18 protein-coding genes are annotated in these 24365 nt (G+C 43.6%); 15 read left to right on the forward strand and 3 right to left on the reverse strand.

The features are described 5' to 3' along the window. Positions 1 to 228: 228 nt before the first annotated feature. Positions 229 to 1068: a hypothetical protein gene (locus GVT53_RS18600; RefSeq protein WP_166249977.1), complete on the forward strand. Its 840-nt coding sequence runs from the start codon at positions 229 to 231 to the stop codon at positions 1066 to 1068. A gap of 354 nt (positions 1069 to 1422) precedes the next feature. Here the strand turns inward: GVT53_RS18600 and GVT53_RS18605 are convergent, their stop codons facing one another. Further along, complete coding sequence (locus GVT53_RS18605; RefSeq protein ID WP_166249978.1) at positions 1423 to 1983, reverse strand: YceI family protein; 561 nt, start codon at positions 1981 to 1983, stop codon at positions 1423 to 1425. A 266-nt stretch (positions 1984 to 2249) separates the two neighbouring features. Between GVT53_RS18605 and GVT53_RS18610 the strand changes: the two genes are divergently transcribed. Further along, the gene (locus GVT53_RS18610; protein WP_166249979.1) at positions 2250 to 3248 is read left to right on the forward strand and encodes a sensor histidine kinase; all 999 of its coding nucleotides are present in this window, start codon (positions 2250 to 2252) and stop codon (positions 3246 to 3248) included. A gap of 3 nt (positions 3249 to 3251) precedes the next feature. Next, positions 3252 to 3941, forward strand: coding sequence for a LytR/AlgR family response regulator transcription factor (locus tag GVT53_RS18615; protein WP_166249980.1), 690 nt, complete (start codon positions 3252 to 3254; stop codon positions 3939 to 3941). Between the two features lie 45 nt (positions 3942 to 3986). Here GVT53_RS18615 and GVT53_RS18620 read toward each other — a convergent pair whose 3' ends face one another. Beyond that, entirely contained in the window at positions 3987 to 5636 is a 1650-nt protein-coding gene (locus GVT53_RS18620) for a solute:sodium symporter family transporter (protein ID WP_166249981.1), read from the reverse strand. 348 nt (positions 5637 to 5984) lie between these two features. On the opposite strand from GVT53_RS18620, the gene GVT53_RS18625 reads away from it, so the two are divergent. Genes GVT53_RS18625 through GVT53_RS18635 form a run of 3 tightly spaced genes read left to right on the forward strand, consistent with a single transcriptional unit; the run spans position 5985 to position 9032 of the window. After that, positions 5985 to 7193, forward strand: coding sequence for a DUF5690 family protein (locus GVT53_RS18625; RefSeq protein WP_220123538.1), 1209 nt, complete (start codon positions 5985 to 5987; stop codon positions 7191 to 7193). Beyond that, positions 7183 to 8355: a TIGR03364 family FAD-dependent oxidoreductase gene (locus GVT53_RS18630; protein WP_166249983.1), complete on the forward strand. Its 1173-nt coding sequence runs from the start codon at positions 7183 to 7185 to the stop codon at positions 8353 to 8355. The genes GVT53_RS18625 and GVT53_RS18630 overlap by 11 nt, the downstream gene beginning before the upstream one ends. Continuing rightward, entirely contained in the window at positions 8352 to 9032 is a 681-nt protein-coding gene (locus GVT53_RS18635; RefSeq protein WP_166249984.1) for a phosphonatase-like hydrolase, read from the forward strand. Before GVT53_RS18630 ends, GVT53_RS18635 begins: the two co-directional genes overlap by 4 nt. Here the strand turns inward: GVT53_RS18635 and GVT53_RS18640 are convergent. Beyond that, positions 9025 to 9591, reverse strand: coding sequence for a helix-turn-helix domain-containing protein (locus GVT53_RS18640; protein WP_166249985.1), 567 nt, complete (start codon positions 9589 to 9591; stop codon positions 9025 to 9027). The genes GVT53_RS18635 and GVT53_RS18640 overlap by 8 nt on opposite strands. A gap of 282 nt (positions 9592 to 9873) precedes the next feature. On the opposite strand from GVT53_RS18640, the gene GVT53_RS18645 reads away from it, so the two are divergent. The 9 genes from GVT53_RS18645 to GVT53_RS18685 all read left to right on the forward strand — a co-directional run bounded on the left by GVT53_RS18645 (position 9874) and on the right by GVT53_RS18685 (position 24350). Then, complete coding sequence (locus GVT53_RS18645; protein WP_166249986.1) at positions 9874 to 13083, forward strand: SusC/RagA family TonB-linked outer membrane protein; 3210 nt, start codon at positions 9874 to 9876, stop codon at positions 13081 to 13083. 21 nt (positions 13084 to 13104) lie between these two features. Further along, on the forward strand, positions 13105 to 14556 hold the full coding sequence (locus GVT53_RS18650) for a SusD/RagB family nutrient-binding outer membrane lipoprotein (protein WP_166249987.1): 1452 nt from the start codon (positions 13105 to 13107) through the stop codon (positions 14554 to 14556). A 74-nt stretch (positions 14557 to 14630) separates the two neighbouring features. After that, positions 14631 to 16289, forward strand: coding sequence for an alkaline phosphatase family protein (locus tag GVT53_RS18655; RefSeq protein WP_240905077.1), 1659 nt, complete (start codon positions 14631 to 14633; stop codon positions 16287 to 16289). A gap of 3 nt (positions 16290 to 16292) precedes the next feature. Beyond that, the gene (gene pbfA / locus GVT53_RS18660; RefSeq protein WP_166249988.1) at positions 16293 to 17660 is read left to right on the forward strand and encodes a (R)-1-hydroxy-2-aminoethylphosphonate ammonia-lyase; all 1368 of its coding nucleotides are present in this window, start codon (positions 16293 to 16295) and stop codon (positions 17658 to 17660) included. Beyond that, a complete protein-coding gene (locus tag GVT53_RS18665) occupies positions 17660 to 19264 on the forward strand; it encodes a fibronectin type III domain-containing protein (protein WP_166249989.1) in 1605 nt (534 codons plus the stop codon). Before pbfA ends, GVT53_RS18665 begins: the two co-directional genes overlap by 1 nt. Further along, positions 19254 to 20330, forward strand: coding sequence for a sulfatase-like hydrolase/transferase (locus tag GVT53_RS18670; protein ID WP_166249990.1), 1077 nt, complete (start codon positions 19254 to 19256; stop codon positions 20328 to 20330). Before GVT53_RS18665 ends, GVT53_RS18670 begins: the two co-directional genes overlap by 11 nt. A 123-nt stretch (positions 20331 to 20453) precedes the next feature. Beyond that, entirely contained in the window at positions 20454 to 21086 is a 633-nt protein-coding gene (locus GVT53_RS18675) for a Crp/Fnr family transcriptional regulator (protein ID WP_166249991.1), read from the forward strand. A 63-nt stretch (positions 21087 to 21149) separates the two neighbouring features. Further along, positions 21150 to 22883, forward strand: coding sequence for a SulP family inorganic anion transporter (locus GVT53_RS18680; protein WP_166249992.1), 1734 nt, complete (start codon positions 21150 to 21152; stop codon positions 22881 to 22883). A 57-nt stretch (positions 22884 to 22940) separates the two neighbouring features. Continuing rightward, the gene (locus GVT53_RS18685; protein WP_166249993.1) at positions 22941 to 24350 is read left to right on the forward strand and encodes an MBL fold metallo-hydrolase; all 1410 of its coding nucleotides are present in this window, start codon (positions 22941 to 22943) and stop codon (positions 24348 to 24350) included. Positions 24351 to 24365 lie beyond the last annotated feature (15 nt).

Consider the following 24365-nt stretch of genomic DNA (forward strand, 5'->3'; position numbering starts at 1 on the left):
GAGGGGGAGCAGAAATAAAGCCCATTCTGAAAGGAGTGGGCTTTTTTGTTGGGGGTTGGGCGAGAAGTTCATCCTGAGCGCAGCCGAAGGGAGCCTAGTAGTTGAGCTAAAAAGAAAGAAGCTGCATGTAGTGCAGCTTTATTTTAGATGATTAAAATCTTTTTTAATTAAAATGTTCTATCTTATCATTGAGTTAAGGTATAGAATTCCATGATTAAATCAAAACAAATGTCTACACTGTTGATTTGGTCTTTAATACTAATATTCTTGGGAGGCATCGGTGCTATTTTACTTGCTATTGATCAATTTAAAGGAACAGAGGTACTAAGGGGCACAATAACCAAGAGTAAAGACTCAATAATAGAAAGTTTAGAATTAGAGAATAGTAATCTAAAAAATTTAGTTGAGTCTAAAAATAAAGAAGTTCAAGATAAACAAGATAGAATTGCCGAATTAACAGATTCTATTTTAAAATTTTCTTCCCAAATAAATGCCATTACTTCTAATACGCATGAAGTTGCAACTATAATTAAGAATGAACAGAGAGAGAAAGGGGAAATTGAGTTTATTTCCACCGAATATAATGATTATAAACTGGCATTGGGTAATACAATACATTTTGAAATTAATGATAAAGATTCAAAAGAACCTCAAAGAGGATATATTAATGGAGTGTCGATTATGATAATTCAAGACGGTAATAAATTTTTAGTCTCAACACATCTAAGTGCTCCTAATGGGGATTTGATTTTTGAGTTAGTCGAGAATAAGTGGTCCTTGAAAAAAAATTCGGTTTTTTCGGTTAATCACGATAAACATGGATTGGAAATTATAGATAATAAAGGGAATGTGTTTCTGCAAATTAATTTAGTAAAGAGCTCATTTCGAGTTACAGGTACGTTTTTCAATCAATATTCAGTTGCTTTGTTGTCTGACTCATTTTTTGAAGAGGTTTTTTACAATGACAAAAATTTCGAAAAGAAATTAAATGATCACTATTTAAGGCTTAAGAAAATCTTTGTTCATCATGGTGAAAATTATTTAGGTAAAAGACTGGGAAAAGAGTAGGCGAAACAATTAAAACCATTACAACAAAAGAAGTTTTCAGAGAATTACAATCTCTGAAAACTCGTTTTTGAATATAAGTGTCTTATTCAAATGGGGTCTCTAAATTAAACTCTGTCCGTTGTTTCAATTCCTTTGGGGCTAGCCCCAAAGGAATTGGTGTTTAATATCAGGGGTATCCTTTCCCCAAATTTAATGTAAAGTTGTTGAACGGTCAGGCTCCAATTTTGCAAAGGGCTGGTCCATTTTATATCGGTTATCGATTTGAGGCGCCGGAGCGTTTAAAAAGAATTTTTTAGTTAAGAGGGGAAAAAGAAGAGCCACCGATTTCGGTGGCTCTTTGTATGGAGACATATTTTATTGCTGCGCCATTTCCAAGTGAATGGTCAACTTTACCTCGTTTCCGATCGAGGCCGATTCCTCACCAACACCAAACTCCAATCTGTCAATGGTTCCGGTGAGTTTTAGCCCTGCTTTCAATTTTTGACTTCGTTGGTCTGTGATAATACCGTTTACCGTACCGTCCAAGGTCGCTTTCTTGGTCACACCATGAATGGTGAGGTCGCCCGTGAGTTTAAACGTATTGTCGCCGGTTTTTTCATAATCCGTGCTTTTAAATGTTATGGAAGGATACTTTTCCACCTCAAAAAAGTCGGCACTCCTTAAGTGGTCGTCTCGCCTTTCATTGTCGGTATCTATACTGGTAGTTTTAATGTCCACCATAAATTCGGCATCCTCAAAAGTATCGGTTGCCGTTGCGGTTATATCAAAGTCGCTAAAATGTCCTTCCACGGTGGATATCATAAGGTGCGAAATACCGAAACCGATCTTGGAGTGCGCGGCGTCAGATTTCCACGTGGATTGCGCCGTGACCATCAAGGTGGTCAGGAAGGCCAATGTAAAAATTACTTTTTTCATGATTGTGTGATTTTTAGTGTTCGTTGTTCGTTCTCTTTTTACTTTTCAATCTTTGATGTTAAAAAGGTCTCATATAAATATGGTCAATTAAATCATAAGATATAAATATTTTCTGTGAACAACATAGCTTAACCTCCAATCAACCAATCAATTAAGAATGGATGGATGTATTTTGTCGTTGAGGGGTCAAACTCGGTTGTTGGTAATGCTACTTTTCTTTTACTACAGTTTTATATATAGCTTTGGTCCTCATTAACCTAACTGTATTGATTTCTAAAAAGGAACTTCTTTTTCAAATAGTATTGCACGTATTGGTCCTGTTGTTCTTTTCTTTTGACAGGAACACAGGGAGCATAGTGGTGCACAGGGCCATATTTCTATTGTTTTATGCATTTGCCACTGTGGGCATCACCTATTATCTGATGCCAAAATTTCTGTACAAAAAGAAATATTGGCAATTCTTTGTGGGGTCGGCCATAGTTGTAGCCATAGTGATAACCGTAGAGGAGGCCATTCTGGAGCCCATTATATTCCCTAATACAAAAAGGGCAAACACCTTTCCGGGAATTTATATTTCACTTTTGGGGGTGTTGCCCGTTATGTTCATCCTATCGGGCTGTAAATTTGGCTGGGATGCCCTTAAAAAGCAAGCGCAGATCGATGAGCTCGAGACCACCATTCAAGAAAGTGAGCTACAGTTTTTAAGAAGCCAGATAAACCCACATTTTTTGTTCAACAATCTCAATAACCTGTATTCCTACGCCTTACAGGAATCACCAAAAACACCAGAGATCATATTGGAGATGAGCGGTGTACTGCGCTATATGTTGTACGAATCCAAGGAACAATTGGTGCCCTTGAAAAAGGAACTGGAACAATTGGGCAATTTTATCCGTTTGTATAAATTGCAGATAGAGGACAGGGGAGACGTACAGTTTGATGTAGATGAAATGGAAGGCGAGTACAGGATTGCGCCCTTGATCTTGATCGTATTTATCGAAAATGCATTCAAGCACAGCCAATCCGGTCAATCTTCGGATATAGAGATAGATATTTCCGTTAGGCTCAACAATTCCATATTGGAGTTCCGTTGCAAGAACAATTATGAACCCGGCTTTAGTTTGGACAGCGTTGCCAAGGGCATCGGCCTTAAAAATGTAAAGAAACGCCTGGAACTACTTTACCCAAAAAAGCATATTTTGCAGATAGAGGAAGCCGATAATAGTTACCAAGTATATTTAAAGCTGGAACTGGAAAAGGTATAACAAATGAGGTGTATTATCGTTGAAGACCAACCGCCGGCGCAGCGGATTTTGAGAAAGTTCATTCAGGATGTTCCCACTCTGGAGCTAGTGGATGTGTTTTCCGATGGATTGAAGGCCATGGAGTTCTTGAATGCAGAATCCGTTGACCTTATGTTCTTGGATATTCACCTGCCCAAAATAAACGGACTGGATTTTTTGAAGAGCATCCCCGACCCGCCACATGTAATTTTGACCACCGCTTTTTCCGAATATGCCCTCGAAGGGTACGACCTAAACGTAGTAGATTACCTGTTGAAGCCTTTTTCTTTCCAACGCTTTTTGCAGGCCGTGAACAAGGTAAATGCCAAGTACGAACCCAATGGCCCCAAAAATGAGAGTGGGCCCTTAACGGAGATCTACATAAAGTCCAGCCACGAGCACATCAAGGTCCTCGTCAAGGATATTTACACCATCACATCCGATTCCGACTATACCGAAATCCATCTCAAAGAAAGAAAAATACTTTCCAACGAGCCCCTTCGACATTGGGTAAAGGTCCTGGGAAGCAACCAATTTTACCAGATTCATAAATCACATATCATCAATACGCAAAAAATCGATAGGATCTCCGGCAACTTGGTCTTGTTGACCAATGGCGCCAAAATCCCAATGGGAAGGGCCTACAAAGAAAATTTTTTAAAGAGCATCCTATAAAAAAAGCCCAGAACATCTGGGCTTTTTAATTTTTTCGCCTATTCCCTATTTCGCAAAATAGACATAGATTCCGATTACGATTATGGCTATGAGTGCACTGGCCAATTTTACGTGTTTCCAGGGTTCTATGGAAACTTGTTTGGTATATTCCAATTGGAACGGTTCTTTTCTTGGGAAGAACCTTCCGATGATAAGCATAATAACAATGTTGGAAACGAACAAAATGGCCATAACGTGCAAATAGTGCGGATATGCCCCGGCCTCGATCAAGTTGAGTTCTACCGGATCGGTTATGCCATTGGCCTTCGCCTCGGCAAGTGCCTGGGATACCATTTTGGGTCCAACGATGAACTGGCTGATGATGTAAAGAATAGATCCTGAAAGGATGCCAACTTTAGCCGCGATGGCGGGAACTTTTTTAGTAAGATAACCTACTACGATAATGGTGAAAATAGGAATGCTGTAAATACCATTGATTTCCTGAAGATAGTTGAACAAACTACCTGCATTGGCTATAAGCGGCGCAATGAACATCGCTGCAAGTGCCAAGCACACCCCGAAAACCTTACCATACTTCACTACGGTCATTTCCGGGGCATTTTTGTTGATGTGCTGCTTGTAGATATCAATTCCGAACAAGGTCACCGAACTGTTGAGCACACTGTTGAACGAGCTTAGGATGGCCCCAAAAAGCACGGCGGCAAAAAAGCCCATCAGCGGTTTTGGCAGCACGGCCCTTACCAATTCGGGATAAGCAAGATCACTGCTGGCCAGCCCGCCTTCAAAATAATAATAAGCGATCATTCCGGGCAAAACCAAAATAATGGGCCCCAGTATCTTTAAAAAAGCGGCCAACAATAATCCTTTTTGTCCCTCGGCCAAATTTTTGGCACCCAGTCCACGTTGAATAATTTGTTGGTTGGTTCCCCAATAAAAAAGCTGAACCAGCATCATGCCCGTAAAAATGGTGGAAAAAGGCACCTCCTGTCCAGGGTTCCCGGTTGAATCAAAACGTTCGGGGTTGGCGGCCATTAAGGTGTCGAGCCCTCCCATTACACTTCCATCGCCAATGGCCATCAAACCGAATATAGGAATCATTATGCCACCTATGATCAATCCAACTGCGTTGATACTGTCGGATACGGCTACGGCCTTCAATCCGCCAAAAACGGCATAAATGGAGCCGATGATACCAATTCCCCATATGCAAATGACCAAGGCGGAGGATTCGGATACGCCCAAAAGAGCGGGAACATCGAACATGCCACTGATCGCCACCGAACCGGAATAAAGGATCACCGGTAGCAGTACCACAACATAGCCCGTTAGGAAAAGTCCCGAGGTGATGGTTTTTGTGGCAACATCGAAACGTTTCGCCAAAAACTGGGGCACGGTGGTCAATCCGCCCTTTAGATATCTGGGCAGCAAAAACAGTGCTGTTACCACGATGGCCAGGGCCGCCAAGGTTTCCCAGGCCATAACGGAAAGCCCATCCTTATAGGCGCTGCCATTAAGGCCCACAATTTGTTCGGTGGACAAGTTGGTCAATAGCAATGAGCCGGCAATGACCCCTGCAGTAAGGCTCCTGCCGCCCAAAAAATAACCATCGGATGATGATTCATCTGTTTTTCTAACGGACCACCAGGATATGATACCCACTAATAGTGTGAATCCTAAAAACGAAATAAGTGCCATAGTATAATATTTGGTGTTTTGCCCATGGACAAAACAATTTGTTTAGCTGGTTGTGCACGCTAATATAACCTGAATTTTCCGAAATGCGGGATGAACCCATACACACATTTTAACTTGGATCGGAGGTTTTTGGAAAATGTGATATATCAATAATTGCTTGTAAAAGGATAATGAATAGCTAACAATAATTTAAACTGAAACATGTGGCTACTTTCTTATAAAATTGAGTAATTTGAAACATAATTTTATTATTTGTAAACATTGAGCCGTAAACTTACGTTCAAACAATCATCAAGGTTAGTTTTTGTTCTGCATGCTTCGCTTGCTGCATTTGGCACATATTTTTGCATGTACGCCTTTAGAAAACCTTTCTCCGTGGCCACTTTTGATGGGCTGTCCTTTATGGGAATGGATTACAAAATCCTATTGGTGATTGCCCAAGTGCTCGGCTATGCCCTTTCCAAATTTGTGGGCATAAAGGTGATATCCGAATTAAAGCCAAGTCGCAGGCTGCTCTATTTGATTTCGTTGATCGTACTCGCCGAAATATCGTTGGTGCTTTTTGCATGGGTGCCGGCGCCATACAATATTCCTTTTATGTTCCTTAATGGTTTTCCGTTGGGCATGATCTGGGGAATCGTCTTCTCCTATATTGAAGGAAGACGGTTCACCGATATCTTGGGAGTTGTTCTTTCCGCAAGTTTTATCGTTTCCAGCGGTGTGGTGAAATCCGTAGGGCTTTACGTGATGAATTCTTGGGGAATCAGTGAATTTTGGATGCCATCCGTAACCGGTGCATTATTTTTTGTTCCCCTTTTGATATGCTCTTTTCTTTTACAGTCCGTTCCTCCACCTACGGCAGAGGATATTGAAAATAGAACGGAGCGTATCCCGATGACGGCGGAGGACAGAAAAAAAGTAATAAAAAAGTTCTTCCTTCCTTTGTTCTTGATTGTACTGTTCTACACTTTCTTGACCGCTTTCCGGGATTTTAGGGACAATTTTGCCCGCGAACTATGGGACAGCATCGGCTACCAAGGCGATATTTCCGTTTTTTCAACCTCGGAGATCATCATTGCCATTGTGGTGCTATTGATCATTGGCTCCATTTTCTATATAAAAGATAATTTTAAGGCATTGCTTACCTACCATGCCTTGCTCATTTTAGGGACTTTGGTATTGACGGTCAGCACAATTATGTTCCAAATAGGGGTCTTGGATCCATTTATTTGGATGGTGTGCACCGGTTTTGGACTTTACATTTGTTACGTGCCGTTCAATTGCCTCTTTTTTGATAGGTTCATTGCCACGTTCAAGGTAAAGGGAAATTCAGGGTTTCTTATTTATATAGCCGATACCTTTGGATATGTTGGCAGCGTATTGGTGCTGCTTTATAAAAACTTTGGACAGGCCAACCTCTCTTGGCTCAACTTCTTTGTTTACGGTACCTATGCCGTTGCTGTGATCGGTATTGTAAGTACATTGATGTTGTATGTGCATTTTGTGGCACGCCGTAGATCGGAAGAACTTAATAAGCGATTGGATTATGGACAATAAATATGATGCCGTCATTGTAGGTGGCGGTATTTTGGGGACTTTTCATGCCTACCATGCATTGGAATTGGGCCTAAAAGTATGTTTGGTGGAGAAGGATGCCTATCCCAAAGGGGCGACCACTCAAAATTTTGGACAAGTAGTACCCTCTGGTATGAACACCAAATGGCAGAAATTTGGTCGCGAAAGTCTTAGGCTCTATAAGGAGATTCAGTCCCAATTTGATATCAGCATCCGTCAAAACGGAACGGTTTATCTGGCCTCCAATGAAGAAGAAGAGCAATTGTTGGTCGAGTTAAGGGCCATCAACAATGGTAACGATTATCCATCAAAAATGCTTACAAAACAACAGTGTTTGGAGCGTTACCCTGGGCTGCGAAGCGATTATGTAACTGCGGGACTCTTTTTTCCGGATGAGGTCACGGTAGAACCTAGGACCATGATCCACAAGCTTCAGAAATATCTGGTCGACCAAAAAGGCCTGCACATTAAGTTTGATTTTCCTGTGGTGTCCTGTGAATCGGGTGGGGAGTGGGTTTCGGTCCAAAGCACAAAAAATGAAGAAGTGTACGGAAAAAAGGTCATAGTTTGCAATGGGGCAGATTTCAAAAACTTATATCCAGAAATGTTCGCATCCAGTGATCTTGAAGTCTCCAAACTGCAAATGATGCAGACCAAACCACAAAAGGATTTCGAATTAAAGGGATCCATTTTAACGGGATGGTCCATTAGAAGGTACGAGGCATTCCATGAATGTCCGTCCTTTGCAAAAATCAAAGCAAGTGAGCCAAAGGATAGCCTTCAGAAAAAATGGGGCGTCCACATCCTTTTTAAACAGGCAGCGGACGGTTCGGTAATTTTGGGAGATTCCCATCAATATGCCGATGCCCACAAAATGGAAGATTTAGGGTACGACCTGGATATGGACATTGATAATTTTATGATCGGGGAGGCCAAAAAAATCATAGATCTGCCTACCTATCAAATCCAGAAAAGATGGTACGGTATCTACTCACAATGTAAGAACAGCGATATTTTTCAAAAAACCATAGACCGGAACATCCATGTTGTAACGGGAATCGGGGGAAAGGGAATGACGGGCAGTGCCGGATTTTCCAAAAAGAATATCGCCACAATTTTTAATGCGCAGAAAATTAATTTATGAAGAATTTACAACTGGCCGTTTTTGATATGGCCGGCACAACGGTTAACGAAGACAACGTGGTGTATAAAACGGTTAGGGCCGCTTTGGCTAAGCATGGCGTGGAAGTTTCCTTGGAAACAGTGCTTGAATATGGTGCGGGCAAGGAAAAGTTCAAGGCCATTGCCGATATTTTGAAACAAAATCAAACGGAGGGTGTGGACCCGCATTCCGTTTTTTTGGATTTTAAAGTAATGTTGGAAGAGGCGTATGCCAATTTGAACGTAACTCCTTATGACGGGGTTGAGGAACTTTTCGGTATGTTGAGGTCGAATGGGATCAAGGTTGTTTTGAACACAGGCTACGATAAAAAAACAGCAAGTTCACTTTTGGAGAAATTGGGGTGGATTCCAGGCAATCAAATTGATGCCCTGATCACAGCGGACGATGTGGTAAACGGTAGACCATCATCCGAAATGATAGACAAGGCCATGGAAATGTTCGACATCACCGAGACCAAAAATGTGCTGAAAGCTGGCGATTCCGTTATTGATATTGAGGAAGGTAAAAATGCAAATTGTGGATGGACCGTTGCGGTGTTGACAGGTGCCCAGACCCGTGAACAATTGGCGACAGCAGAGCCCACGATGATCAAGGATTCGTTGTCCGATTTGATAGAAATATTGTTCCCGATCAAATAAAGAAATAGACCACAAGCATTTTAGAGGGGATTTTTCCCCGGTTGATAGGCACATGGGGGATTCTACCATCAAAAAAAATGGAATCCCCTTCTTTTAGCAATACCTCTTGGTCGCCTATGCGATAATAGCATTCTCCCGTTAAAATATACTTGAACTCAAAAGCATCGGTGACCACTTTATCGCGTTCCGAGTTGGGCTGCACCTCCAAAAGCACGCTTTCAAAACCAACGGAGTTCAATTGTTTGCCAAAAATGTAGTTATAGGTAAAACCAACGGCCTCGTCCTCTTTTTCAATAATGGATTGTTCATCTTTTCGGGTCACTAGAAAAACCTGCCCGTGTGCCTTGGGGATGCCGTCAAAAAAATCGGTCATCTCCATTTCCAGGGCGCCCACAATTTTCAAGAATACGGGCAATGAGGGTATGGTACGACCATTTTCGATACGGGAAATAAGCCCGGCGGTCACTCCAGCACTCACTGCAACATCGTTTATGGTCTTTTTATTGTTCTTTCGAATTTGCTTGATCCTTTTTCCAATGCCGATGAGGTAATCTTCCATTTTAAGCGAGCTCCAAAAATTTAGTATTTATAATATTTCTTATAACATTCAAGATTAAGGAAAAAATTGCAAAATCTATTTATTTACTAGGTTATCTTATCAAAATGAAAGCTTGTAGGGTTTTACAAAAGTTGAATATTTGTAAATAATGTTTACCTAACATTGAGCAGTTTCTTTTAACCTTTCCGTATCATTTTTTTAATCTGTTTAAAGGCGTGCCTTAACTCTTCTGTTGGATATTTGTTGATAAATAATTAACCAATTTTTACAAATACTCAACAAATGAAAAAATCGATTGTAGCTTTTTTACTTGCATTCACCGTAAGTATGATTGGCTATTCGCAAGTCACCTTTTCAGGAAAGGTATTAGACGAGAACAACGTGCCATTGCCAGGTGCTTCGGTAGTTGTAAAGGGTGGGTCCACTGGTGTGGCCACCGATTTTGATGGAAACTTTGAAATAGAGCTTCCACAAGGAGGGGAAATCTTGGTTGTTTCCTATATAGGTTACATATCGCAAGATTTGGAAACAGCGGGAAAAACTACGGCAACAGTGGTTTTACAGCCCGATTCACAACAATTGGACGAGGTAGTGGTAACGGCCTTGGGTATCCAAAGGGAGACCAAAAAGCTTGCTTATGCGGTGCAAAAGGTTTCGGGAGAGGAAATTTCCGAAGCCAGGGAAACCAATGTTGTCAATTCTTTGGCAGGGAAAATGGCCGGTGTTCAAATTACCGGTGGCAACTCTGGTGTAGGTTCTACCTCTCAGATCATTATTAGGGGGGAAAACTCCTTGAACCCGAGTCCAAATGCCAATTCACCATTATTTGTTGTGGATGGTATCCCGATCAATAACAATGTGAACAACACAGGTAGTGAAGGGAACATGGGGGTTGATTATGGTAACGGGGCCATGGACATCAATCCGGATGACGTGGAAACGATGACAGTCTTAAAAGGACCAAACGCAACAGCTTTGTACGGTTCCAGAGGGGCCAACGGTGTGGTGCTCATCACAACAAAATCGGGCAAAGGAAGCAAGGGCATCGGTGTTTCGTTTACCCACAACACCACTTTTGAGGATTTGTTGACGCTTCCCAAATATCAAAACCGATACGGACAAGGTTCGGGAGGGCAGTTCGCTTTTAACGATGGCGGCCAGAACCGTTCCTTGACAGGTGGTGTTAACGACCACGTGGACGAAAGCTGGGGGCCTGCCATGAACGGGCAATTGATCCCACAGCATGATAGTCCAACAACCAGTGGACTCCGTGCCGGTGATGTAAACGTAAGGCCAAGAAACCCTGACGGCACCTTTGCCGACGAAATTATTGCAACACCTTTTTCGCCACAACCCAACAATATCGATGACTTTTTTAGAACGGGCTTTACCATGAGCAACAACATTGCTTTGACCGGTGCCAACGAAGATGGAAACTTTAGGGTATCCTTCACCGATTTGCAGAGTGAGAGCGTTATCCCAAATTCCAACTTTAAAAGAAGGTCATATCAAGTAAACGGATCGTACAACTTGACGGATTGGTTGAAGGTTACCGGTTCCATGAACTACATCAACTCCAATTCACGTAACCGTCCCAACAACTCCTACGGAACGGAAAACGTAATGTACCTGTGGATTTGGTTCGGTCGCCATATCAACATGAACAATTTAAGGGACTACTGGCAGCCAGGTTTGGAAGGTGTGCAGCAGTACAACTATAACTACAACTACCACGATAACCCTTTCTTTACCGTATTTGAGAACACAAATGCTTTCAATAAGGACCGTGTGATCACCAACTTGAGGGCGGACATTACTTTGGCCAAAGGTCTTAGTTTGATGTTGCGTTCCGGTTTTGATTATTCCAATGAGTTGGATAGAAGAAAGAGAGCTTATTCCACACAGCGCTTCCCAAATGGTCAGTATAGAGAAGATTTTATTTATGCATACGAGCAGAACACCGATTTCTTGTTGGCCTACAATACAGAATTGAACAAAGATTTTGATTTTGGTGTTTCTTTCGGGGGCAACCATCGATCCGCAAAGAATAGATATCAGCGTATCAGTGCCAACTCATTGTCCATTCCCGGTATCTACAACTTTGGTAACGCGGCAGAGCCATTGACCCAGAGTGATTATGATGGTAAATTTACCGTAAACAGTTTGTATGCCTTCTCCAATTTGGCCTATAAAGATTATGCCTTTTTGGATGTGACCGCTCGTAATGACTGGTCTTCCACACTTCCTGACGGCAATAACAGCTACTTCTACCCATCCGTAGGTTTAAGTTTTATCCTTTCGGATATGTTCCAGATGCCACAATCCATCAGCTTTGCGAAAATCAGGGGAGGTTGGGCAAGTGTAGGTAACGATACGACCCCATACAACTTGGCGGCCACTTACGGATTCGGAAATACCTTTAACGGGTATTCAAGGTCCTACTCGCCATCAGAACTAAAATTGGCCGACCTAAAACCGGAGCGTACCAACTCTTTTGAGGTAGGTGCCGATATTAGATTTTTTGGAAACCGTTTGGGACTGGATGTTGCCGCTTACAAATCCGTGACCAACAACCAGATTCTTTCTTTGCCGGTATCCAATACTTCCGGATTTGGCTCAAGAATCATCAATGCAGGTGAGGTTGAGAACAAAGGTCTGGAAGTCACCTTGACCGCAACGCCCATAAGAACGGACAGCTTTAGCTGGGATACCAACATCAACTTCACCACCAACCGTGGAGAAGTAAAGGAGCTGACCGATGGTTTGACCCAATACTTGGTAAAAGAGAACTATTTGCAAGTTGTTGCAGAGGTAGGAGAGCGTATGGGAGACCTTTACGGAACAGGTTTCGAACAGGTGACGGACCAAAACAGCCCTTATTTTGGACAATGGATCATCGATGGTGACTCAGGTTTGCCAATAAGAAGCAATGAACTTAGAAACCTCGGAAACTATAACCCCGATTTTATGGTCGGTTTCCAGAACAGTTTCCGTTACAAAAATCTTCGATTTGGATTCCTTTTCGATTGGAGACAGGGTGGTGTTTATCACTCCAGAACGGTTGCCATTGGAGGTACAACCGGTATGTTGGACTTTACCGTGCCAGGTCGTGAAACAGGTATCGTAGCCCAAGGTGTGGTAGATGATGGAAACGGAAACTATACCCCAAATACGGTAAACGTTGCAGCATCTAACTATTACTCGCACGTGTACAACAGGGGCAACGAGCAAAGCTCCATGTTCGATGCCAGTTATGTAAAACTAAGAGAAGTAAAACTGGGCTACACCTTGCCCAGCAAGTTGTTGTCCAGAACTCCGGTCAAATCGGCAACCATTTCCCTTGTGGGACGTAATCTGGCCCTTTGGACCGAAAATGACCACGTAGATCCAGAAACTATCTCCTTCTCCGGAGGATCAATAGTTCCCGGAGTGGAAGATATGGCATTGCCAAGTACAAGAAGTATAGGTCTTAACCTTAACGTAGAATTTTAAAAAAGAATTTTAAGATAAAGAATGATGAAAACATCAAACTTCATAACATCCATCTTACTGGCAGGAACCCTTTTGGTTTCGTGTACGGACAATTTTGAGGAAATCAACTCCAACCCCAATGCTCCCGAACAAGTAAGTGCCAACTTGCTTACCTCAACGGTAACCTCCGAGATTACAAGGAGATTGACAGAGGAGGGGTATAGTGATGGAAATACCATAACACAGTTAATGGCCAAGAACAACTTTCCAGGTTTTAGCCAATTCGATTGGGGAGATCAGGGAATGTGGGACTTCTTTTATAACTATTTGCCCGAGATCAACGATATTCTCGAAATTTCAAGAGCAGAAGAGAGTCAAAATGCAACCTATGAAGGTATCGCCTTGACCATGAGGGCGCTTTCCTATGCCAACCTTACCGATTTGTATGGTTATGTTCCCTATACCGAAGCTATGGCGGGAAGAACCGAAGGAATCTTTACCCCAAAATATGATGATCAGGAGACTGTTTACAACGGGGTGCTACAAGATTTGGCCGATGCCGATGCCGCATTGGCAAAAGGAGAGGGCATTACAGGGTCCACGGGCGATGTTATTTACAATGGCGATGCATCCAAATGGAGAAAATTGGCAAATTCATTGCGTCTTCGTTACCTGATGAGAATCTCCAAACAACGGGATGTGTCCGCAGAAATGCAGTCCATAATCAATGCAGGAAATTATATCATGTCCAACGATGATAACGCGGTATTGGTATACAGCGGAACCTCAAACAACGATTCTTGGCCACAAAGTACGGGACGTATCGGTGGTTTTGACGAAAAGAGTCTTTGCACAACATTGTTGGGCTACTTTGAGGAGTTTAACGACCCTCGATTGGACATTTGGTTCGACCGTAACAGTGATGGCGAATGGGTAGGTATCCCGATCGGTCTTAACCAAGACAATGCCCGCGCCTATGATGATGCCAACAGCCCAAGCCGTTTGGATGTGGAACTCTTCTATTTCTCCAAAACCGCAGCAGAAGCTTTTATCATGAAGGACTCCGAAGTCCAGTTTATTTTGGCGGAAGCCGCCGAAAGAGGCTTTATTACCGGTAGTGCCGAAGACTATTACAACGCTGGGATTAGGGCAAGTTTGGCCTATTGGGGCGTTGCAGATGCTGATATTGATGCATATTTGGCCCAGCCAAGCGTACAGTATGATGGCTCTTTGCAATTGCTTATGACCCAAAAGACCATTGCCCTTTGGAACGTGGATTACCAAGGATGGATGGATTACAGAAGAACGGGCATCCCGGCATTGGAAACAGGCCAGGACGACCTTAACGGGGGACGTTATCCAGTGCGTTTCCTTTACCCGGCATCAGAACAAACCCTGAACAAGGCCAATTATGATGCAGCCGTTCAGGCCATGGGAGGAGAAGGAGATAATATTAATACACCAAGTTGGTGGGAAACAGGAACAAGATACTAGTGTAATTGTTCATAATAACCAAGCAATAGGTTGCCCTGTTCCGCAGGGCAGCCTTTGTCGTTAAAACTATACTCATGGCAACCAAACTATTTTTGCCCCTAATATTTTTCGTTTTGATGCTGTCCTGCACTAAAAAAACAAGTCAACCATCAAAAATCGAACATATAATTGTAATAGGTGTGGACGGGATGAGCCCCGACGGGATTCAACAAGCAAACACTCCCAATCTGGACTCCATAATCCAGAACGGAGCCGCCACCATGCATGCCCGCGCCGTACTGCCATCAAGTTCCAGCCCCAATTGGGCCAGCATGCTCATGGGAGCAGATACCGAACAGCATGGAGTTACTTCTAACGGATGGGAAAAGTTCGATCATCAATTACCGCCTGTCGTGGTTACCGAAGACGGGACCTTCCCCACTATATTTACCCTGTTCAAAGATCAGCGGCCCGAGGCCCACGTGGGAGCCATCTACGATTGGGATGGTTTCGGTCGTTTGTTCGAAAAAGCTGATGTGGATTTTGATATTGATGGAGATCATGAGGACAAAACCACTGAGGAAGCAGTAAACTATATTAAAGAGCACGCCCCGAAATTTACTTTTGTGCATTTGGACCATGTGGATCATGCGGGCCATGCACAAGGACATGGCAGCCCTGACTACTACAAGTCCGTTGAAAAAGCAGATTCCTTGATTGCCCAAATCGTGAATGCAACCAAAGATGTCGGAATTTTTGAAAAGACAATGTTCATAATAGCATCCGATCATGGGGGGCTGGGTTTTGGACATGGCGGAGAAAGTTTGGCCGAAATGGAAGTCCCGTTCATTTTGTACGGAGCGGGAATCAAAAAAGGCTATAAAATCGAAGAAACCGTGTATCAGTACGACAATGCACCCACCGTTGCCTACGCCATGGGACTGCAAATGCCCCAAGCTTGGATAGGCAGACCTGTAAAAGGTGCCTTTATCGGCAATGAGGCCCCAAAACTTATGTATAAACGAAAACAACAAATAACCCAACCAAAGATTCTTCCGGATGCTGGACATTTTGAGCCGGCCGGAGGAGTTTTTAAAGTGGATTCCGTTGCCGTGGTCATGCAAAATCCGAACAATGTAGGTGAGATTCGGTATACCATTGGCAACAACGTGCCCACTTTGGAGAACAGTCAGGTCTATCAAGATACCTTTTACCTCAAGCAGACAAATATTGTCAAGGCAGGGATTTTTCAGAATGATCAATTGGTGAGTACAGTTGCCGAAGGCAATTTTAGGATTGTTTCAAAGACCAAACAAGACCCTGTCCAATTTGAGGTTTTTGAAGTAAGCGGTATCGAAAAGCTTCCGGATTTCACTACCTTGAATCCGATGCATGAAGGTTATGCGACCGAATTTTCCCATAAGCAGGCACTTTCCGAAGATATGCCGCAAGAACAGGTAGGCGTGGTTTTGGAAAGCTATTTGGATGTGACGGGGGAAGGAACATATAGTTTTTTCACCAATAGCGATGATGGCAGCAAACTTTACATCAATGGGAAGGAAATAGTGGATAACGATGGTGATCACGGCGTTATGGAGCGCAGTGGCTCCATGGAGCTTTCGGCGGGAAGACATTTGTTGCGTGTGGAGTTTTTTAACGGTGGCGGAGGCTATCATTTGGATGTGAAATATTCAGGTCCCGACACGCCAAAACAAATCATTCCGGCGAACAAGCTGTTCAGGGAAAAACAATAAAGAATGAAGCAAATGCGCGATAAGCACAACCCAGGATCCGTTGTGGAGGGCGACATCAACCTTACCCCGGCTCGGAGTGCGTGGTTGCAGAACGAAGTAAGCGAAGACACCAAGGAATTACTGGAGAAAGATGCCAAGTATTTTATGCATCAATCCATGTCCACCCCATGTTTGGACGCGCTCCAAAATTGTGAAGGCTCGCACATGATCAGCGTGTCTGGCAAGAAATACCTCGACTTTCACGGGAACAATGTGCATCAAATCGGGTTTTCCCATCCAAAATTGATTGCAAGATTAACGGAGCAGTTGCAAAATTTGACGTTTTCCACCAGAAGGTACGCCAATGCAACAGCAGTTCAATTTGCGGAAAAATTGACATCCTACACCCCAAAAGGCCTCAGCCGCATCCTAATGACCCCGAACGGAAGCTCGGCGATAGGTATTGCCTTAAAATTGTCCAGAGCCATCACGGGGAAGCACAAAGTGGTCTCGTTTTGGGATTCGTTTCACGGAGCATCTTTGGATGCCATAAGCGTTGGGGGCGAAGCGGTTTTTCAGGAACATATGGGGCCATTGATGCCCGGTGTGGAACGCATTCCCCCACCAATTACTTATCGCGGAATTTTTGAAGGGAACGAGGACAAGGCATTGGAATATTTGCAGTATGTACTGGAGAAAGACCATCAAATTGGAGCTTTTTTGGCAGAGACCATTCGTAATACCGATGTACAGGTTCCATCTAAAAAATTCTGGAAAGGAGCCCGAGAGCTCTGCACCAAACATGGTGTTTTGTTGATTTTGGATGAAATCCCCATCGCTTTTGGAAGAACGGGCACCATGTTCGCATATGAACTTTTTGATATAGAGCCCGACATTCTTTGCTTGGGCAAAGGATTGGGAGGTGGAATAATTCCACAAGCCGCTATTGTTGCCCGTGAAGAATACAACAAATTTGGTCATATTTCCCTTGGGCATTACACGCACGAAAAAAGTCCGTTGGGTGCCATGGCCGGCCTGACACTTTTAGAGGTTTTGGAAGAGGAAAACATCTTGCAAAAGGTGAAGGAAGATGAAGAATTTATGAGAAAAGCCCTGTACAAAATGCACCGAAAATATTCCTTGATAGGTGACGTGCGAGGGGTGGGATTGCTTTGGGGCATTGAATTGGTGACCGATAGAAAAACAAAAGAAAAAGCAACGGCCGAAGCCGAAGAAATCATGTACGAGTGTTTAAAACAAGGATTGAGCTTCAAGGTTTCCAAAGGAAACGTGCTCCAACTTTCCCCTCCATTGACCATAACCAGGGAAGAACTGGAAAAAGCATTTGAAATATTGAACTGCGCCTTTTTAAAAACCAACCATATCGCCTAATGAAAAAAATAAACCAACTGCTAATTGTATTTTGCTTGGGTTTGATGGGGCTTACCGCCCAGACCGAGCCCCAAATTTTAGTGCAACCCTATCTTCAAGATGCCGAACCGAACTCCATCGTGATCATGTGGGAGACCACAAGCGGTGAAGAAAGCATCGTAGAATGGGGAACTACGGAAAAACTGGGCAAAAAAACATCCGGCAAAGCCGAGGACATCAATTTCTCGGATTCACGGGTGCATACCGTAAAATTGGAAGGCTTAAAACGATTTACGGAATATTATTACCGTGTGAAAACCGGTAAGGCCAAATCCGATATCTTTCAGTTCAAGACCCCGCCCTTCTCCAGTGATCAGGAATCGTTCAATATTGTTGCCATGAGCGATATGCAGTACGATGGCCAGCATCCGAACAAGTTTTCGGAAATCGTAAATCAAGGCGTGCTTCAATACCTCGAAAAAGAACATGGCGGTAAATTGCCCAACAATCTGGCCATGGTGATGATACCGGGTGATTTGGTCGCTACGGGCAGTAAATATCAACAATGGAAGGAACATTTTTTTGACCCCGCTCAAAAATTATTTGCTGAGGTGCCTGTCTATCCCGTTTTGGGAAACCACGAAAAAAATTCTGTTTTCTACTTCAAATATTTTAACCTTCCCGAAAATGGAACCCCGGCCTATGCCGAGCATTGGTGGTACAAGGATTATGGCAATACCCGCATTATTGGTCTAAATTCCAACGACGGCTACCGCGACCTTCGGGAACAATACGAATGGTTGGAACAAGTACTGGCCGATACCGAAAAGAACGATGATATCGATTTTGTGTTCGCGCAGCTTCACCATCCACATAAATCGGAACTTTGGATTCCCGGTGAGGAAGAATCAACAGGAAAGGTGGTCAAGATGTTGGAAGCGTTCTCTACCAAAACTGGCAAGCCGAGCATCCATTTTTTTGGACATACGCACGGCTATTCCCGAGGGCAATCCAGAGATCACAAACATTTGTGGGTCAATGTGGCCTCGGCAGGTGGAGCCATTGACAATTGGGGTGAGTTTGAAGGCAGGGACTATGACGAGTTTACCGTTACCCAAGACGAGTACGGTTTTGTGATGGTAGAGGTGGACGGAAACCGGAACGACCCAAAATTCACCATCAAAAGAATAAGTCAAGGAAACAACATTAAGGGAAGGGACAATGAACTTACCGACAGTATCACCATTTGGCGATTGGAAAAAAAGCCCAATGTCCCAACAGTGGTTTCCCCAGCCAACAATGAAATAGTGACCACCGAATTTACTACTTTGAAAGCCGGTGAGTTTTCAAGCTCCCTAAATGGTGTATTCCACGCCGCATCACATTGGCAGGTTTCGGAAAATCCTGATTTTGATAAGTTGACCTTGGATAGTTGGAAACAATTCGAAAACTGGTATTACAAGGAAAATCGTCAAAAAGACGACGATTTGACCGATGAAGAAACCAAACGATTAAAACCCAACACCACCTATTATTGGAGGGTTCGTTACCGTGACCAAAACCTCAATTGGAGCGATTGGTCCGAAATAGCATCATTTAAAACACCACAGGAAAATGAAAAATAGAATTATTCTTTTGATGGCTGTCATCGCAGCAGTTATCAACATGAACGCTCAACGATCGGAGGATACAAAGGTGATATTGATCACCTTGGACGGTTTTCGCTGGCAGGAACTGTTTGCCGGAGCCGATTCCCTTTTGGTCTACAATAAGGATTATGTGCACGATGCCGACATGTTGAAGGAAGCTTTTTGGAGAGAAACACCGAAAGAACGAAGAGAAGCGTTGTTGCCCTTTTTCTGGAATCAAGTGGAAAAAATGGGGCAGATTCACGGAAACCGAAGGTTGGGAAGTAAGGTGGACCTCACCAACTCCATGTGGTTTTCCTATCCAGGTTACAACGAAATTTTGACGGGAACCGCAGATGATAAAAATATCCGAAGCAATGACAAAGTACCCAATCCCAACACCACCATTTTGGAATTGTACAACAATACACCTCAAGGCAAAGGAAAAGTAGCTGCTTTTGGCAGCTGGGACGTGTTTCCTTACATCATCAACGAAGAGCGTTCCGGCGTTCCGGTAAATGCAGGTTTTGAAGCCGCTACGGGAAATTTGAATCCGAGGGAGGAGTTCTTGAACGACCTTCAGGAACAGATACCAAGTCCTTGGGGCTCGGTTCGGTTGGATGCCTTTACCCATCATTATGCTTTGGAACACATGAAAAAAGAACATCCGAAGTTTGTTTATATCGCTTACGGAGAAACCGACGATTTTGCCCACGATGGGGATTATCAGGCGTATTTAAAATCGGCCCATAACACGGATGCTCTCATCAAAGAGATTTGGGAGTACACACAACAAGATGATTTTTACAGGGATCAAACCGTTTTTTTGATAACAACCGATCACGGTCGGGGTACCAAGCCTTTGGATACTTGGAGAAGCCATGGCACTGATATTGATGGAGCAGGTTCCGTTTGGATGATTCTTTTTGGCAAAGGCATAGAACCATTGGGAGAAATTGCAAAGGAAGAACAATTGTTCTCCAACCAAATTGCACCCACTGTACTGGAACTATTGGACATGCCCATCTCAAAAGATATGGAGGGAACCTCTATAAAATTATAAGTTTAAGTAGGTTTAATTAGTTTGCATTGACCAGCAGAGGCCCACACCAAAAGTGTGGGTTTTGCTTTGGAGGGCATTGGTTAGTCCTAAAATAATTACCTTAGGGGAGTGTATGATCAGCATATGAAAGAAGAGCTTTTAGCAACATTCGGCAGTTATTTTGAACAGCCGCTTATTGATGAGATCGTGGAAGAGGGCAAACTAATGGAGGTGCCGGCCGGTGAGACCATTATGGATATTGGGCAATATATCCGGAGTATTCCGCTGTTGCTGTCAGGTGCCATAAAAGTGTTGCGGGAAGATGAAGAGGGCGATGAACTGTTGCTATATTATTTGGAACAGGGAGAGACATGTTCCGTGACCATGGCTTGCTGTATGGGGCAGACCAAAAGTGAAATCCGTGCCATAACAGAGACCGATACCAAAATGGTAATGGTTCCCGTTCAAAAAATGGAGGAGTGGATGGCAAAATATAAGGGATGGCGGAATTATGTATTGGAGAGCTATCAGAACCGCTTGAATGAGTTGTTATTGACAGTGGACAGTATTGCCTTTAAGAATTTGGACCAAAGGTTGGTCGATTATCTAAAAAAGAAAGTTGAGGTAACGAATGATGACCATATTAGAAATACCCATCAAGAAATTGCATATGACCTACATACCTCAAGGGTTGTGGTTTCCAGATTGCTGAAAAAACTGGAAAAGATGAAAAAATTGGTGCTGCACAGAAATTATATTCACGTGGTAGATCTGTAAGTTTGTACCCTTTGTTACTTTAAAATGCCTTTGGGCAACCTATTTTTGTAAAAAACCCACCGCATGATCAAAAGGTTCTTCCCTTTCTTATCTTGGATAGCTACCTATAATAAATCATTGCTCCAAAAAGACCTGATTTCGGGCACCACCGTGGGAATAATGCTCATTCCCCAAGGTATGGCCTATGCCATGATCGCGGGAATGCCCCCTATATATGGGTTGTATGCGGCCTTGGTGCCGCAGTTGGTATACGCTCTCATGGGAACATCTCGGCAGCTGGCCGTGGGGCCCGTGGCAATGGATTCGTTATTGGTCGCTGCGGGTGTCGGTGCCCTGGGATTGGTCAATGAGGAGGACTATATTGCAACGGTACTTTTTTTGACCCTGCTCATTGGAGGGATACAGTTCCTGATGGGAATATTCAAAATGGGGTTCTTCGTCAATTTTTTGTCCAAACCCGTCATAAGTGGTTTTACATCCGCAGCCGCCATTTTAATAGGCTTTGGGCAATTGAACCATATATTGGGCACCAATTTTGCCCAGTCCAGCAGAATACATGAACTGATTGGCAATATCATTGGAAGTTTGGAATACGTACACTGGCTTACTTTTGGGCTCGGGGCAGGATCCATTCTATTGATATTTGTGTTGAACCGCTTCATTAAAAAGTTGCCCGTGCCCTTGTTTATGGTAGTGCTGGGCATTTTGGCAGTGGCGATCTTTGGGTTGGAAACACAGGGAATTCATATTGTAGGGGAAATTCCAAAGGGACTTCCGGGTTTTCAGGCCCCTGAATTCCAGTGGGACAAAATAGGGCAGCTCATGCCCATCGCCATAACAGTGGCCCTTTTTGGGTTTATGGAGTCGGTTTCCATAGCCAAGACCGTGGAGGAAAAACACCCGGAGTACGAGTTAGATGCCGATCAAGAACTTCGAGCATTGGGCGTTTCCAATATCTTAGGCTCGTTTTTCCAGTCCTTTTCCGTGTCGGGCAGTTTCTCAAGGACCGCCGTGAACGATCAAGCAGGGGCAAAAACCGGGATGTCTTTGATCTTTAGTACACTTATCATTGCCGGGGTATTACTTTTCTTGACCCCGTTGTTCTATAATCTGCCCGCAGTCATTTTGGGTGCCATTATCATCGTTTCGGTGGTGGGGCTCATCGATATAAAATACCCCTTGATACTTTGGAAAAACAGAAAAGACGAGTTCTTATTGTTGTTTGCCACTTTTTTGATGACGCTTTTTATCGGGTTGATGGAGGGGATTCTCTTCGGGGTGTTGTTGTCATTGATGTTGTTGGTCTACCGGATTTCCAAGCCGCATATGGCGGTATTGGGCAGGATCAAGGATACGAGCTATTTCAAAAATATAGACCGGTTCTCGGGAGATGTTGAGATAGAGGCCGATAAACTCGTTTTAAGGTTCGATGCCCAATTATATTTTGGCAACAAGGATTATTTTAAAAAGCAGCTCTATCGGCAGATTGATAAAAAAGGGCCTGTCCTAAAATATATTATCCTTAATGCCGAGCCCATCAATTATATAGATAGTAGTGCTGCGTCCATGTTGGAACGTGTTATATTGGATTTAAGGCAGCGGAACATCCATTTTTTGATTGCAGCTGCCATAGGCCCGACCAGGGATATTTTGTACAGTAGTGGTATTGTAAAAATTCTTGGGGAAGAAAACCTGTACGTACAGACCATTGATGCAGTGAACGGATGTGCCGAGCAAAGCGAGAGAAGCCTTATGCAAAAAAAAGTGTCGTTACAGTCCAAGACAAAGAGTTTGTAACTTTAGTAACTGAACTTAGGGACGCGGAATAGTATTTTTGATAAAAAATCATAAACAATGAAGATAGAACAGATTTATACAGGTTGCCTTGCACAAGGGGCCTACTACATAGAAAGTGAAGGGGAAGCGGCGATCATCGACCCGCTTCGCGAGGTTGGACCTTACATAGAAACGGCCAAGGAGAACAATGCCGACATCAAGTACATTTTTGAGACCCATTTCCATGCCGATTTTGTGAGCGGGCATATTACCTTGTCCAAGGAAACAGGGGCGCCCATTGTATATGGTCCCACAGCAGAACCTTCTTTTGATGCCATTATAGCCAAAGACCAGCAGGAGTTTAAACTGGGTAAGATCACTATTGTTGCCCTGCACACACCGGGGCATACCATGGAAAGTACCACCTACTTGTTAAGAGATGAGAATGGTAAGGATCACGCAATTTTTAGTGGAGACACACTATTCCTAGGTGATGTGGGCAGACCAGATTTGGCCCAAAAAGCGGCCCACATGACACAGGAGGAATTGGCAGGGACCCTGTTTGATAGTCTACGCAACAAGATCATGCCCTTGGCGGACGATGTCATTGTTTACCCGGCACACGGCGCGGGCTCTGCTTGCGGAAAAAATATGATGAAGGAAACCGTGGACACCTTGGGCAATCAAAAAAAGATGAACTACGCCCTTAGGGCCGATATGACCAGGGATGAGTTTATCGCCGAAGTGACCGATGGTCTGTTGCCACCACCACAATACTTCCCCCTCAACGTAAAAATGAACAAAGAAGGTTATGAGGACATCGACAAAATTTTGGAGAGAGGCACACGGGCCTTGGAACCAGAAGCTTTTGAGGTAGCTGCCAACGAAACAGGGGCCATTGTACTCGATGTACGCCATCAAGATGAATTTGCCAAAGGCCATGTCCCCAGATCTATATTCATTGGGTTGGACGGAAGCTTTGCGCCTTGGGTGGGCGCCTTGGTCGCCGATGTAAAACAGCCCATTCTGCTCGTTACACCCGAAGGAAGGGAAGAGGAGACCATCACACGTTTATCGCGTGTAGGTTTTGATCAAACCTTGGGCTATCTGAAGGGTGGAATCGACGCTTGGAAGGGTGCAGGTAAGGAGGTTGATACCGTTGAGAGTGTCAATGCCGAAGAGTTAAAAAGTTTAGTGGAGAAGGGAGTTCCCGTATATGATGTCCGTAAAGAATCAGAATATCAGTCCGAGCATCTGGAAAACGCTCACTTGACCCCTCTGGACTATATTAATGACCACTTATCGGAATTTCCGGAAAAAGAGACCTTTTACGTGCATTGCGCAGGAGGATATCGGAGCATGATAGCCTCTTCCATCTTAAAAAGCAGGGGAATCCACAACTTGGTGGACGTAGCAGGTGGTTTTGCGGGCATTAAAAAAGCTGGGATACCCGTTACCGATTATGTATGCCCTACCACATTAAAATAAACAGTATCCAATAAA

Origin of the sequence: Flagellimonas oceani, from assembly GCF_011068285.1 — a bacterium.
GTDB lineage: Bacteria > Bacteroidota > Bacteroidia > Flavobacteriales > Flavobacteriaceae > Flagellimonas > Flagellimonas oceani.

Coding starts and splice junctions, on each gene's coding strand:
- GVT53_RS18600 (WP_166249977.1), top strand. CDS start 229: ATGTCTACACTGTTGATTTGGTCTTTAATACTAATATTCTTGGGAGGC.
- GVT53_RS18605 (WP_166249978.1), bottom strand. CDS start 1,983: ATGAAAAAAGTAATTTTTACATTGGCCTTCCTGACCACCTTGATGGTC.
- GVT53_RS18615 (WP_166249980.1), top strand. CDS start 3,252: ATGAGGTGTATTATCGTTGAAGACCAACCGCCGGCGCAGCGGATTTTG.
- GVT53_RS18620 (WP_166249981.1), bottom strand. CDS start 5,636: ATGGCACTTATTTCGTTTTTAGGATTCACACTATTAGTGGGTATCATA.
- GVT53_RS18625 (WP_220123538.1), top strand. CDS start 5,985: ATGTACGCCTTTAGAAAACCTTTCTCCGTGGCCACTTTTGATGGGCTG.
- GVT53_RS18630 (WP_166249983.1), top strand. CDS start 7,183: ATGGACAATAAATATGATGCCGTCATTGTAGGTGGCGGTATTTTGGGG.
- GVT53_RS18635 (WP_166249984.1), top strand. CDS start 8,352: ATGAAGAATTTACAACTGGCCGTTTTTGATATGGCCGGCACAACGGTT.
- GVT53_RS18640 (WP_166249985.1), bottom strand. CDS start 9,591: ATGGAAGATTACCTCATCGGCATTGGAAAAAGGATCAAGCAAATTCGA.
- GVT53_RS18645 (WP_166249986.1), top strand. CDS start 9,874: ATGAAAAAATCGATTGTAGCTTTTTTACTTGCATTCACCGTAAGTATG.
- GVT53_RS18650 (WP_166249987.1), top strand. CDS start 13,105: ATGATGAAAACATCAAACTTCATAACATCCATCTTACTGGCAGGAACC.
- GVT53_RS18655 (WP_240905077.1), top strand. CDS start 14,631: ATGGCAACCAAACTATTTTTGCCCCTAATATTTTTCGTTTTGATGCTG.
- pbfA (WP_166249988.1), top strand. CDS start 16,293: ATGAAGCAAATGCGCGATAAGCACAACCCAGGATCCGTTGTGGAGGGC.
- GVT53_RS18665 (WP_166249989.1), top strand. CDS start 17,660: ATGAAAAAAATAAACCAACTGCTAATTGTATTTTGCTTGGGTTTGATG.
- GVT53_RS18670 (WP_166249990.1), top strand. CDS start 19,254: ATGAAAAATAGAATTATTCTTTTGATGGCTGTCATCGCAGCAGTTATC.
- GVT53_RS18675 (WP_166249991.1), top strand. CDS start 20,454: ATGAAAGAAGAGCTTTTAGCAACATTCGGCAGTTATTTTGAACAGCCG.
- GVT53_RS18680 (WP_166249992.1), top strand. CDS start 21,150: ATGATCAAAAGGTTCTTCCCTTTCTTATCTTGGATAGCTACCTATAAT.
- GVT53_RS18685 (WP_166249993.1), top strand. CDS start 22,941: ATGAAGATAGAACAGATTTATACAGGTTGCCTTGCACAAGGGGCCTAC.